Source organism: Neolewinella lacunae (assembly GCF_014349155.1).
GTDB lineage: Bacteria > Bacteroidota > Bacteroidia > Chitinophagales > Saprospiraceae > Neolewinella > Neolewinella lacunae.
On record NZ_JACSIT010000098.1, the window covers coordinates 61,454 to 73,688 of the forward strand.

Here is a 12,235-nt window from a genome sequence, read left to right on the forward strand (position 1 = left end):
CGATTATCAAATGGGATGTAAATCCTGCGGAAGTGGCACCAACGAAGACGGAACCCCCCGGGGTTGCGGCAGCAAAGGTGCCTGCAATACCAGCTCCTGCAACATGCGGAGCACCTACGACTGGCTCACTGACCTGGGCATCGACGACCCCTACGCCACCAACATCGTCGAAGTATCCTTCAAAGACGGAGCCTCCCAGGGCTTCTACCACGCACCTGCGGAACTGGAAGTTTACACCGGCGATTACGTCGCCGTAGAAACCGACAGTGGCTACAACGTGGGGCGCATCACACTGAGCGGAGACCTCGTCCGCCTGCAAATGAAGAAGAAGGACGTCAAAGAAGCCAAAGTTACCGAATCCGCCCTGCGCCGCGCCAACGCCCGCGACCTCGAAAAGCTAGCGGAAGTGCGCAGCCTCGAACAGGAAACCCTGGTAAAAGCCCGGGCCATTGCCGCCGCCAACCACATGAAGATGAAGGTCTCGGACATCGAGTACCAGGGCGACGGCAAGAAGGCCACCATTTATTACACCTGCGACGACCGGATTGACTTCCGGGAGCTCGTCCGGCAGTACTCCCACCAGTTTCGGATCAAGATCGAAATGCGGCAGATTGGTCCGCGCCAGGAAACGGCGCGTTTGGGCGGCATCGGCAGTTGCGGGCGGGAACTGTGTTGCTCCACCTGGCTGAGCGACTTCTCGGCGGTCAACACCTCCGCAGCCCGCTACCAGAACATTGCCATCAACCAGGCCAAACTCTCCGGGCAGTGCGGCCGCCTCAAGTGCTGCCTCAACTACGAGTTGGATACGTACATGGAGGCCCTCGAGGCCTTTCCCCGCAAGGCGGATAAGCTGAAGACCGAAGCTGGCCTGGCCCTCCTGATTAAGACGGACATCTTCAAAGGGGTGATGTACTACACCTACAAGGAAAACCGCGGCCTGCTGTTCCCCATCCCGGTGGCCAAGGTCCACGAGATCCTGGAAATGAACCGGGCCGGCGAGCAACCCGCCGATTTGCAGTCTAACCAGCTCATCGAGGAGCCCAAAGACGAGGTGTTTGGCTACGAAGACGTAACGGGGGCCATCGAACTGCCCGCCGTCGAAAAACGGCGCAAGAAGAAAAAGTCGGCCTCCGGCAAGGGGGGCGAAAAAACCAGCTCCCGGCAGGGCCGCAACAGCCGGCGGGGCACCCCCCCGGCGGGCGGCGGCAGCGGGGGAGGTGCGGAGAACCGAAGCACTCCGCCGGCGGGCGATAAACCCGCAAACGCCGAAGAGCGCAGTGGCAAATCCCGCCGCAGCCGGGGCAGTAAGCGCCCCCGCAACCCCGATGGCGAAGGAAGAAGCGCTGCTGCTCCGGGTCCGGCTTCCGGCCAGACTCCCCCGCCCGAAGGCGGCAATAAAGACCGCAAACGCCGCACGCCCCGGCGGAAAAAAGGCGGTGGACCACCCCCCAATAAGGATTAAACAGGGGCGGGGAAACCCCATCCGATTTTCCGCGTTTCCTCTCGGGAGCAGTGGCCGGCAGCCGGGTAGCTTCGCTGGCTCCGGAGTCGTTCTTTGCTCCCTGTCCCCTCCCGGCACCTGCGGCCGCGCAATAAAAACAATCGCAACCTAAGCAACTATGCAGTACGATCTCATCATCATCGGTAGTGGCCCCGGCGGCTACGTGGCCGCCATCCGCGCCGCCCAGCTGGGCCTCAAAACGGCCATCATCGAACGCTACAATGCCCTGGGCGGTACCTGCCTGAACGTGGGCTGTATCCCTTCCAAGGCCCTGCTCGATAGCTCCGAGCACTACCACGCCGCCCACGAAAAATTTGCCGAACACGGGATCAAGATCAGCAACCTTGGCGTTGACATGCCGCAGATGATCAAGCGGAAAAACGAGGTGGTGGCCCAGACGGTAGGTGGCGTTCAGTTTCTGATGAAGAAAAATAAGGTCGACGTCTTCTACGGCCACGGTACGCTCACGGGACCGAACGAGGTGAAAGTAGCGATGAACGAAGGGGAGGACCAGACGCTGACGGCCAAAAATTTCATCGTCGCCACGGGCTCGAAGCCCATTACGCCGGCGATGATGAACTACGATAAAAACCGCGTCATCACCAGCACCGAAGCGCTCAACATCGATAAGGTTCCCGGCCGCATGGTCATCGTGGGCGGCGGAGTTATCGGCCTGGAACTGGGCAGCGTCTTTGCCCGTCTGGGCACCCAGGTTGACGTGGTGGAGTTCCAGGACCGCATTTTGCCGACGATGGATGGCGACTGCTCGAAGGAACTCATGCGCGCGCTCAAGAAAACGGGCATCAACTTCCACCTCAAGCACAAGGTAACGGACGTGAAAGGCCTCAAAACCAAGGCCAAGGTGACGCTGGAAAAGAACGACGGTGGCGAACCCTTCGAAATCGAAGCCGACTACTGCCTGATTGCCATCGGTCGCCGCCCCTACACCGACAATTTGGGCCTGGATAAGGCCGGCGTTGAGCTCGACGACCGCGGCCGCGTCATCGTGGATGATCACCTGCGGACCTCGGCCTCGCACATCTTTGCCATTGGCGACGTGGTGCGCGGCGCAATGCTGGCCCACAAGGCCGAAGAAGAAGGGGTATTCGTGGCGGAAACCATCGCCGGGCAGCAGCCACACATTGACTACAACCTCATTCCCAACGTCGTCTACACCTGGCCCGAAGTGGCGGCCGTGGGGCAAACCGAGGAGGAACTGAAAGCCGCTGGCGTAGCCTACAAGGCCGGCAAATTCCCGTTCAAAGCCCTGGGGCGCGCCCGCGCGAGCATGGATCTGGAAGGCATGGTCAAAGTACTCAGCCACGCCGAAACCGACGAAATCCTCGGCGTTCACATGGTGGGGCCCCGCACGGCCGATATGATTGCCGAGGCCGTGGCCCTGATGGAATTCCGTGCCAGCGCCGAAGACGCCGCCCGCATGAGTCATGCCCACCCGACTTACACGGAGGCCTTTAAAGAGGCGGCCTTGGCGGCTACGGGAGACCGGGCTTTGCACGTTTAGGCGGTGGACTGCTGCGCAGGTCCTTTTTTGAACTACTAGACTGCTGCGCAGTCTCCTTTTGAACCACTAAGAGCACTAAGTCTACGAAGAGGCACTAAGAAAAGCGTGGTGTCACGCTCTATACTTAGTGCCCTCAGGGAACTAAGTGGTTCAAAAAAGAAGAGCGCAGCTAACCCAACTGCTTGGTCCCTCTTCGTGTACTTAGTGGTTCAAAAAAGGGGAGCGCAGCTCCCAAATCCTCAGCAGTTTAGAAAACCATTACCGGGAGATGACTGCCCGCAGCGCCCGATGATCCGAGAAGCCGGTTTCAATGCGCTCAATGGACCGTACACTCAGGCTGGTATCCACCAACAGGAAATCGATGCGTAGGCCAGGTAGTGGTCCGGTAAAGGTGGTGCCGGGCCCGAAGCCGCGGTCGGCCCAGGCGTCGCGCAGGCGGGGGCTGCGGATGCGTTGGTAGGTGTAGGAGCTGGGCACGTCGTTGAAATCTCCGCCTACGATGACGGGGTAGGGGCTATCGTGGATGGCGCGGCGGATTTCGTTGGCCTGCTGTGCGCGCAGAATGGCCGAGCGGCGGTAATTGCGCAGCATGGATTCGGCGCGGTTGAGTCCTTCGCCCAAGGTGTCATCTTCCCCTATTTGTCCGGCCATGGCGCTGATGCGGTTGGACTGGAGGTGGGCATTGATTACGCGGATTTTGCCCAGTTCGGTGGTTACATCGGTGATGAGGTAGCCATTGAAAGCACCGGTTTCGATGAATTTATCGGCAACAAAAGTGGGGTCGTTGGCGTAGGTAGCGATGGCTTTTCCCGGGGGTTGGTGGCGTTTGGCCAGGCCGGTGCTGGCTTTGATTTCAGCGACGAAATTGGCGCGGTGGCCTTCGGTGCGGGTTTCTTGCAGGAGGAGGACATCAGGCTTGGCTCCACCCAGGAAAGGCTCCGCGGCGGTAAAAGAAATGTCTTTCCACAGGTCGTTCTGGAAGCCCCGCAGGTTGGCGGTGATGACGGAGATGCTGCTGGCCCCGGCGGCTGAGCCCCCGGTAGAGATGGCAAACAAGCGTTTGGCCATGGGTAAAGACAGTAATAAAACCAGGGCGGGCAGGGCCGTCCATTTCCAGCGGCGGCGGTAAGCATTCCAGCTGGCGTACAGCAGGGTAAGGGCCAGGAGAATGGGGAGGAACAGCGGAACTACGGCCGGTGGCCACCAGACATCGGGTGGAACGAAGCGCGCCAACAGGCCAAAAGCCGCAGACAGGCTAAAGGTAACGCCGAGCAGGTGGAGGAATCGGCTGAGCAAAATGGGATCAGTTTCGGTTGGAGGCGCGGAAGAGGAAGTCTTTTTCGTCTTTCGTCAGGCTTTCGTAGCCCCGGTCCTTGATTTTTTCCAGGATGGCATCCACCTGTTCCTGGTGGGTGAGGCCGTCGCTGGCGGGCGTAGCTGTTTTGCTGCTCTCGCTGCCCGCTTTGCGCATGAAGGAGGGGCGGGTTTTTCCGGCGGGTTCTTTCACTGATTGCCCACTGCGGTAAGCTGCCCGTGGGCCAGCCGTTTTGTGCTCTTTGCTGGGCTGTAGGAGACCCGTCCAGGTGTTTTCCACCCAGCGGAGAAACCGGGCTACGGGCTGGGTCAGGTCCGTACCCTGCCGCAGGTAAAAGGCGAAGATGGCCCCCATCGCTACTCCCCCCAGGTGGTCAAAAGTTCCGCCGATGTTGTCCAGCGAGCCGAGGGCAAGGACCTGGACCATCACGGAAAAGAACACGATGTACTTGAGGCGAACGTTGCCCAGGATAAACAAACGGATGTTGTAGTCGGGGGCGAAAATGCCAGTAGCCACCAGGATACAGAGCACCGCGCCGCTGGCGCCGTAGGCAATGCTGGGCTGTGCGCCAAGGCTGGTGAGGTTGTAGGCAAAAAAGTAAGCCAGGAAGCCAGCCAAACCACCCAAAATGTAGAGGGGAAGCACCCGCCGGTCGCCCAGCAAATCCCCGAAGATGCGGCCAAACCAGAACAGGAAGAGCATATTCCAGAGCAGGTGCCAAAAGGTGAGATGCAGGAACATGTGGGTCAGCAGCGTCCAGGGCCTGGTCAGCATGTGCCACCAGTCGTGGGAAACGGCGAGCAGCCGTACGATGCTGTCGTAAAGGGAGGAGTCTTCCCATCCGTTGAAAATGCGGAGGAACACCCACATGAGGCTGACGACGAGGTACACCGAGACATTGACAATGATGATCTTGTTGATCATATTGCCGAAACTAAATTCACGGCGGACGTCGTCCCAGATCGATTGGAGCATGGCTTCAGGAGGCTGCGCTAAGTAAAAACATTCGGCGGCGGAATAGTTGTATGCGGAAAAGGATAAAATTATCCAGGGGGCCAGGGTTGGCCGCCTGAGGTCGCCTTACTTTCCCTTGCGGAGGGCGCGCAGGAGGGCCAGTTCGCGGAAGGCGGACCAGGCTTCCTGGGCGGGACTGCCGAAGTATTCCTGGCTGCCTTCCAGGTTTTTGCCAACGCCGCTCTGGGCCAGCAGAATGGATCGGTCGCCGATGCGCAGGTTCTGGGCTACGCCCACCTGACCCTGGAGGACGCACCAGTCGCCAATGGTGGTGTTGCCGGCCACGCCGACCTGGGCGGCCAGGATGCAGTGCTGGCCGATGCGGCAATCGTGGCCAATCTGAACCAACGCGTCGATCTTGGTCCCTTTGCCGATGGTGGTGGCCGAGGAGACGCCCCGGGCGATATTACAATTGGCCCCGATGGCGACGTCGTCTTCCAGCACCACGGTGCCCCCGCTGCGCCAGGGGACGAGGCCCTCGGGGGTTCGTTTGAAATAGAAAGCTTCTTCCCCGATTACCGCTCCGGCGCCAATCACTACCCGATTGCCGAGCGTAACGCCTTCGCCAATGGTGGCGTTAGGGCCAATGTAGCAGTCTTGGCCAATGCGGGCCCCGGGCCCTATCCTTGCACCGGGGGCGATGGTGCTTCCCTGGCCCACGCGGGCGCTGGGGTCGATGGCCTGCTGCCAGTCTCGGGCGGGCCGTTCATCCCACACCAGCTGGTTGTAAACGGTAAATGGCTGGGGGACGATGATGAGGGCTTTGCCCGGCGGGCATTCCCGGTCCTGATCGATCAGGATGACGGAAGCGGCCGAGGCCAGCGCCGGGCCGTAGTAGCGGGGGTGATCGACGAAGCTGAGGTCGCCTGCCCGGACGTGGTGAATCTCGTTGATGCCCGTGATGAGCAGCGTGCCGTCTCCGCGCCACGGTGCGCCAAGGCGCTCGGCCAGGCTGGCCGCCGTAAGCGGCGTTTGCAAATCCATAGTTAGCTTTAGTTGATCACACCGTTGAGGCGGAACTTGTAGTAGGAAACACCTGCGCCATATACCCAGCCCTTTTTGCCGTCAGCGAGTTCCACCCGGACCCACGGTGCTTTAGGCGTCACTTCTCCGAGGTTGATTTCGTAGAGCGAGTCCGTCACTTCTCCGAGGTAGATGACTTCGGTGTAGAGGGGAATACGAGCGATGATGCCGTTTTTCAGACTGGGGCCCGAGCGGACGTTCAGGCCGTCGATGGTGGAGTAGAGCGGCACGACGCGCTGCACGACGGTCTGGGCGGCGGGCAGGCGCACCACGCTATCGCCGGGCAGTGGCTGGGTGAGTCCGCGCAGCAGGGCTTCGGCTTTGGCGGCCTGTTCGATGCTATCGAGGCGGGCGCGGAGGAGGCGCTGGTTATCCAATTCCTGCAAGCTGTCCAGGTAGCTCCGGCGGGTAGCTTCTTCGGCCTTCATCGCGTACTCGCGGTCGCTGGCGCTGCACTGCCGCATCGCCCAGAAGAGAAAGATGAGCGTGATCAAAGACATGATGATGAAGGGGGTGACCCGGGCGTTGTTGGAGCTTTTCTTGGTGGCCATGCTGTTGAGGGAAATGCTTGGATTGGGCACAAAGGTAGGGCCTTAGGGGGGAGTCTTTTTAGTTCATAGTTCATAGTTCATAGTTGCCCGGGTAGACCAGACTACTGAACTACTAAACTACTGAACTACTGAACTACTAGACTATGAACTAAAAAAACTCCCCCCTGCCTATCTTCGCCCTATGACACTCAACGATCTTTTCCAGTACGCGCTCGATCATCCAGCCAATGTCCTGTTTTATTTCGGCCTCATTCCCTTTGCTGCCTTGTTGGCGGGGTGGATGGAGCGCGAAGAGGGGCACCTTCCACCGTGGAACTACCTCTACAGCATTTTGGTCTACCTGGTGGCCGTACCCGCAATTCTGGCGGTGGCCTATTCCGTCTACAAATGGCTTTTTGAACGGGGCAGCATCCTGGATGCCAACCTCATGTTGCAGGTCTTGCCGGTGGCCAGCATGTTGCTCACCTTTTTCATCATCAAAAAGCAGGTGCGCATCGAGTCGCTGCCGGGTTTTGGTCGCCTCGGGGGCTTGGTGACGATGATTGCGGCGGCGATGGTCATCATGTGGTTCCTCGATCGGGTGCACATTGTGACCTTTACTTACTTGCCCATCCAGTACCTCCTCCTCATTTTTTTGGTGCTGCTGTTTTTTATTCGCCTGGGGTGGCGGCGCGTGGCGGGCTAGTGGGGGCTGGGGCGCGGCCGCAGGTGCGGGGCGGGGGATGGGGAGCGCAGGACGCCGCCTACTCCCCGGTGTAGCCCACCAGGCGGAGGTAATCGTCCACCACCTCCTTGGCGCTGCTGCGGGCGGCGTCGTTGGGGAAGGCCACCAGCGTATCGCCAGCCCAAAGGATGCGGATATCCCGGTTCGCGGCCAGGGCGGTGCGCAGGCGGTTGACGGCCGATGTTCCCAAGGGCGATGCCAGGGGCAGGCGCTCCCAGCCCTTGTCGGTTGCGGCTTCCAGCAGGAAGGTGCCGCTGGCCGTGTCTCCTGCTGCTGGCCGGACTTCCAGGCGAAGCAATGCCCGGTCTTCCAGCCAGTAATCCTCCAGCACGGGCAACAGCTGGGCGGGGGATGCCAACAATTTATCGTGGCGGTACACCACCAGGTCTTCTCCCCGTTCTTCCGCCTGGTAGTGACGGATGCGGGTGTTTTTGAAGTAGAGCCGATCGGGGATACTCACGAAGTGTTCGCCCCGGGCGGCCTTGCGTTCGGCCGTCTCCCCTACGCAACTGGCCAACAAGAACAGCACGAGTAGCCCGCCGGGTATCCCCCTGCAGCGTTTCCGACCGATGATTAGCGTATTCACGTCCATTGACTGATTGATTCAACACCAAGACATAAGGAAGCGCAGAATGTTCCGCAGGAAGTCCATTGCCGGAAAGACCCTACCTTGCTCCTTATCCTTACTCAGCACCTGCGGCCGCGCCCGGCACGGAATACGGTGCAACAAAAAACAGCCTGGATGATTGACCACCTGGTTTATTTGGTACACGATTTGCCCGCTGCGGCCGAGCGGATGGGCCGGGCGCTGGGCGTGGATTTTTCGCCGGGCGGGCGGCACCTGGACCGCGGGACGCACAATATGCTCCTGTCTTTGGGCCCCGGCACTTATCTGGAATTGCTGGCCATTGATCCAGCCAACCCGGCCGTCGTCGCCCCGCGCTGGATGGGGGTGGATGCGTTGCCCGCCGCTGCGCCGGGCCGCCTTAGCCGCTGGGCGCTGACGGTCAATGAGCGGATCGGGCCGCTGGCCGCGCAGCTGGAAGCAGCCTTGCCGGGGGCGGGGCAGGTGCAGGCGGGCTCGCGGGCCCTGGCGGATGGGGGAGAACTCCGCTGGCAGCTTACGGACCCGGGAAGCGCGCCCGCCGTGCGCAGTTTGCCCTTTTTGCTCGACTGGTGCGGCAATCCTTCGCCCGCCGCCCGCTTGCCCGAGGTGGGCTGCCGCCTGCAAATGCTCCGCGTTGTGGGGCCATACCGGACGCTGATTACTACCCTGGCTGATGCCCAGGACCCGCTGGAAATTGTGGATGGCCCAGGGGAAGAATTGGTGGCCAGCATCGTAGGTCCGGCGGGCACGATCTACCTGAGGGATTAAACCGAAGACTGGTGAAAGGAAGGTCGGTCTAATGCCTGGCTGGCCCAATCTTCTTTGTGGAAAAATGCGAACTGCATATTTTTTTGTGGAGTATGCGAGAATTTGCGAAATTTCGCTAGATTTACCGCGTAATAACCTTTTTCACACACGCTTTCTCTCCCCGCTGCACGCGGGTAAACCTAATCAACGGCTTCTCATTTTGCTGATTTTCCGGTTCCATTGCCCGCCAATGGTTGCAATGCCAGTGCGCTTTTCGGGCTGGCGGGGAAGGTCATTTGTGGGTGCTGTGTTCAGGGAAGAGAAGCACCTTAACCAATTTCCGATGCATTCTTTTTTTACCCGCTTATTGCTGCTGCTCGTGCTTTGCGGCAGCGCCTTCACCCTTTCCGCCCAGCGCAACTGTGGGTCCATGGACGTTCTGGACCAACAAATCCGGGCTGACCCCAGCCGCCTCGAGCGCCTGGAGGAGTTGGAAAAATTTACCCGCAACTTCGTTCCCCAGGAAGGGCTTAAGGCCCTTACGACCATTCCCGTGGTTGTCCACGTGGTGTACCGGACGAGTGCAGAGAACATCTCCCTGGCCCAGATCAACAGCCAGATTCAGGTGCTTAATGCCGACTTCCGCCGTCTCAATGCCGATGCCAACGGTACCTGGCCCCAGGCTGCGGACACTGAAATTGAGTTCTGCCTGGCTACCGTAGACCCCAGTGGAAATGCCACCGACGGCATCATCCGCAAATCCACCACCCGCACCAGCTTTGGTACCAACGACCTGGTGAAGTCAGCGTCCTCCGGTGGCTCCAACGCCTGGCCTGCCAATGCCTACCTGAACATTTGGGTGTGTAACATTGGTGGGGGGATCCTGGGATACGCCCAGTTCCCCGGTGGCCCGGCCAGCACCGATGGGGTGGTGGTGGATTACCGCTACTTCGGGACAACGGGAACGGCCACTGCACCCTTCAACCTGGGGCGCACCGCCACCCACGAAGTAGGGCACTACCTCAACCTGCGCCACATCTGGGGCGACGGCGGCTGCAGTGTGGATGACTTTGTGAGTGATACGCCCACCAGCGATGCTCCTAATTACCAGTGTCCTACGGGCCACGTCAGCTGCAGCACCACGGACATGATTCAAAATTACATGGATTACACCGACGATAGCTGCATGAACCTCTTCACGAGTGGCCAGAAGGCCCGGATGCAAGCGGCGCTCTCCGGATCCCGCAGCGGACTGGCCAACAGCAACGGATGCGGCACTCCCGGTGGCGGCGGCGGCAGTTGTACCGATACGCAAGTCACGCTGACTTTAGTAACCGATAACTACGGCAGCGAGACCAGCTGGACCCTGACCGGGCCTTCCGGGACGGTGGCCACCGGTGGTTCACTGGCCAACAATACCACCTACACCCAGAGCTTCTGTCTTCCCAACGGTTGCTACACCTTCACCATTCTCGACAGCTACGGAGACGGCATCTGCTGCCAGTACGGTAATGGCTCTTTCACGCTTACCAACGGCAGTACCGGGGCGGTTTTGGCTTCGGGTGGGTCTTTCACCAGTTCGAGCGTCAGCAACTTCTGCCTCGGCAGCACCCCGCCTGCGCCTACCTGTAACGACGGCATCCAGAACGGCACGGAAACGGGTGTCGACTGCGGTGGTTCCTGCGCACCCTGCGGCGGTGGCGGTGGCTGTACGGACGTGACGGTCAATTCCGAAGGTTTTGAATCCAACTACGGCATTTGGAACGACGGAGGAACCGATTGCGTCCGCAGCACCCTCCGGCCCATCACCGGTGCCATTTCTATTTACCTGCGCGACAATACCTCTACCTCCGTACTGACCACCGATGCGCTGAACCTGGCGGGCTACGAAGAGTTGACGATTGACTTCAGCTACTTCGCCTTCAGCATGGAGACGGGCGAAGATTTCTGGCTGCAGGTGGATAATGGCAGTGGCTACCAGACGGTGGAGACCTGGGCCAGCGGCAGCGACTTTGCCAACAACACCCGCTACGAGGAGAGTGTCACCCTGACGGGGACCTTCGGCAGTGCTGTCCGCATCCGCTTCCGCTGCGATGCCAGCAACGATTCCGATTACATCCACCTCGATAACATCGTAATCCGGGGGTGCACCAACGGAACTACCCGTAGTATTGAGGCCGCTGACGTCAACCTCACGGTGGAGGCGGCGGAACTGGACGAGGCCGCAGCCCTCAGCTTCTCCGTATTCCCCAACCCCGCTTACGCCGCCTTTACGGTAAAGGTCAATGAAGATGGCTGTACGGCGAAGCTGACCAGCCTCGATGGCCGGGTGCTGCTGACGCAGACCCTTACGGCGGGCAACAACCGGATGGAAACGGCTAATGTGCCCCAGGGCATGTACCTGTTGGTCGTGGAAGGAGCGGACGGTTCCCGGGAAGTTGAAAAGGTGGTACTGCGCCACTAGTGGTCTGTCAAACTTAAATTTTCGGGTAATCTGCAGCGTCTTTTGCCGCCTGCCGTCATCAAAAAGCCCCTTCCTCCACAGCTGGAGGAAGGGGCTTTTTTGGTGCCGTAAAAGATCGACGGCGGAAATTACAGCAGGGTAATGGGAACTTCCACAACGGTCTTATCCCAGCCCATTTTCAGGTGGACGACGCCGGGGCTGGCTTCGTAGAGGGTGATGGAGAAATTCTCGACGGTCTCTTCCGTGGCCGTAGTGGGTACGGTGATACTGGCTACGTTGCGTTCGGGCTTGTATGCGTAGACTCCCCAGCCGTCCAGATCGAGGCTGAAGAAAACCTGCCAGCTTTCGGCCTGGGGGATGGCCCCGAAGGTGTACCGCCCGGCGGGAACGACCTGGTCGCCGATTTTAACGGGGGCGAAGAACTGGATCTCGGAAGTTTCGTTGGCACCCAGGCGGTAAGGTTCGCCGAAGGGGGCCAGTTCGCCACCCCATACTTTGCGGCCTTTCATGTAAGGACGGCTGTAGAGGACGCGGATTTTTGGCTGGAGTGCAGCAGCGTCGGCATCCGTTTTGGCGAAGGCCCGGAAGGCGGCGCGGTTGGGGTAGTAGACGGCGTCCAGCGGACTGGCGTCGAGGTCCGCAAAATCCTGGGCGGACAGCGAAAGGGTGGCGACAAAAGCCAGTAGGAAAAGCAGTAAACGTGGCATTGGTGAGGAGTTTTTAGCAAGAATTGTGCGTCATTGCGAATAGGGTAAACGCGCGAATCA

Annotated in this window: 11 protein-coding genes; 5 read left to right on the plus strand and 6 right to left on the minus strand. The window is 60.0% G+C overall.

The annotated features are described in order from the left end of the window. The first annotated feature begins 10 nt into the window (after window positions 1-10). On the plus strand, window positions 11-1,462 hold the full coding sequence (locus tag H9S92_RS09525) for a PSP1 domain-containing protein (RefSeq protein ID WP_187466480.1): 1,452 nt from the start codon (window positions 11-13) through the stop codon (window positions 1,460-1,462). Window positions 1,463-1,619: 157 nt separating this feature from the next. Then, complete coding sequence (gene lpdA / locus H9S92_RS09530) at window positions 1,620-3,023, plus strand: dihydrolipoyl dehydrogenase (protein ID WP_187466481.1); 1,404 nt, start codon at window positions 1,620-1,622, stop codon at window positions 3,021-3,023. 258 nt (window positions 3,024-3,281) lie between these two features. Here lpdA and H9S92_RS09535 read toward each other — a convergent pair whose 3' ends face one another. The 4 genes from H9S92_RS09535 to H9S92_RS09550 form a co-directional block, all read right to left on the minus strand. Next, window positions 3,282-4,319, minus strand: a complete 1,038-nt coding sequence (locus H9S92_RS09535) for an endonuclease/exonuclease/phosphatase family protein (RefSeq protein WP_187466482.1) — start codon at window positions 4,317-4,319, stop codon at window positions 3,282-3,284. A gap of 7 nt (window positions 4,320-4,326) precedes the next feature. After that, the gene (locus H9S92_RS09540; RefSeq protein WP_187466483.1) at window positions 4,327-5,313 is read right to left on the minus strand and encodes a rhomboid family protein; all 987 of its coding nucleotides are present in this window, start codon (window positions 5,311-5,313) and stop codon (window positions 4,327-4,329) included. 105 nt (window positions 5,314-5,418) lie between these two features. After that, window positions 5,419-6,336: a UDP-3-O-(3-hydroxymyristoyl)glucosamine N-acyltransferase gene (locus tag H9S92_RS09545; RefSeq protein ID WP_187466484.1), complete on the minus strand. Its 918-nt coding sequence runs from the start codon at window positions 6,334-6,336 to the stop codon at window positions 5,419-5,421. Window positions 6,337-6,344: 8 nt separating this feature from the next. Continuing rightward, entirely contained in the window at window positions 6,345-6,956 is a 612-nt protein-coding gene (locus H9S92_RS09550) for an SH3 domain-containing protein (RefSeq protein WP_187466485.1), read from the minus strand. Between the two features lie 151 nt (window positions 6,957-7,107). Between H9S92_RS09550 and H9S92_RS09555 the strand changes: the two genes are divergently transcribed. Further along, window positions 7,108-7,611, plus strand: coding sequence for a hypothetical protein (locus H9S92_RS09555; protein ID WP_187466486.1), 504 nt, complete (start codon window positions 7,108-7,110; stop codon window positions 7,609-7,611). 58 nt (window positions 7,612-7,669) lie between these two features. On the opposite strand, the gene H9S92_RS09560 is transcribed toward H9S92_RS09555, so the two are convergent. Beyond that, complete coding sequence (locus H9S92_RS09560) at window positions 7,670-8,236, minus strand: hypothetical protein (RefSeq protein ID WP_187466487.1); 567 nt, start codon at window positions 8,234-8,236, stop codon at window positions 7,670-7,672. Window positions 8,237-8,392: 156 nt separating this feature from the next. On the opposite strand from H9S92_RS09560, the gene H9S92_RS09565 reads away from it, so the two are divergent. Then, window positions 8,393-9,025: a VOC family protein gene (locus H9S92_RS09565; protein WP_187466488.1), complete on the plus strand. Its 633-nt coding sequence runs from the start codon at window positions 8,393-8,395 to the stop codon at window positions 9,023-9,025. A gap of 322 nt (window positions 9,026-9,347) precedes the next feature. Then, window positions 9,348-11,468 (plus strand): M43 family zinc metalloprotease, encoded by a 2,121-nt coding sequence (locus H9S92_RS09570; protein ID WP_246463772.1) that lies wholly within the window; start codon window positions 9,348-9,350, stop codon window positions 11,466-11,468. A gap of 128 nt (window positions 11,469-11,596) precedes the next feature. Here the strand turns inward: H9S92_RS09570 and H9S92_RS09575 are convergent, their stop codons facing one another. Beyond that, entirely contained in the window at window positions 11,597-12,175 is a 579-nt protein-coding gene (locus tag H9S92_RS09575) for a DUF2911 domain-containing protein (RefSeq protein WP_187466489.1), read from the minus strand. Between the last annotated feature and the right edge of the window lie 60 nt (window positions 12,176-12,235).

What these genes read in the sequence shown, in the direction of transcription:
- H9S92_RS09540 (WP_187466483.1), bottom strand. Translation starts at nt 5,313, where the DNA reads ATGCTCCAATCGATCTGGGACGACGTCCGCCGTGAATTTAGTTTCGGC.
- lpdA (WP_187466481.1), top strand. Translation starts at nt 1,620, where the DNA reads ATGCAGTACGATCTCATCATCATCGGTAGTGGCCCCGGCGGCTACGTG.
- H9S92_RS09570 (WP_246463772.1), top strand. Translation starts at nt 9,348, where the DNA reads ATGCATTCTTTTTTTACCCGCTTATTGCTGCTGCTCGTGCTTTGCGGC.
- H9S92_RS09555 (WP_187466486.1), top strand. Translation starts at nt 7,108, where the DNA reads ATGACACTCAACGATCTTTTCCAGTACGCGCTCGATCATCCAGCCAAT.
- H9S92_RS09575 (WP_187466489.1), bottom strand. Translation starts at nt 12,175, where the DNA reads ATGCCACGTTTACTGCTTTTCCTACTGGCTTTTGTCGCCACCCTTTCG.
- H9S92_RS09565 (WP_187466488.1), top strand. Translation starts at nt 8,393, where the DNA reads ATGATTGACCACCTGGTTTATTTGGTACACGATTTGCCCGCTGCGGCC.
- H9S92_RS09545 (WP_187466484.1), bottom strand. Translation starts at nt 6,336, where the DNA reads ATGGATTTGCAAACGCCGCTTACGGCGGCCAGCCTGGCCGAGCGCCTT.
- H9S92_RS09525 (WP_187466480.1), top strand. Translation starts at nt 11, where the DNA reads ATGGGATGTAAATCCTGCGGAAGTGGCACCAACGAAGACGGAACCCCC.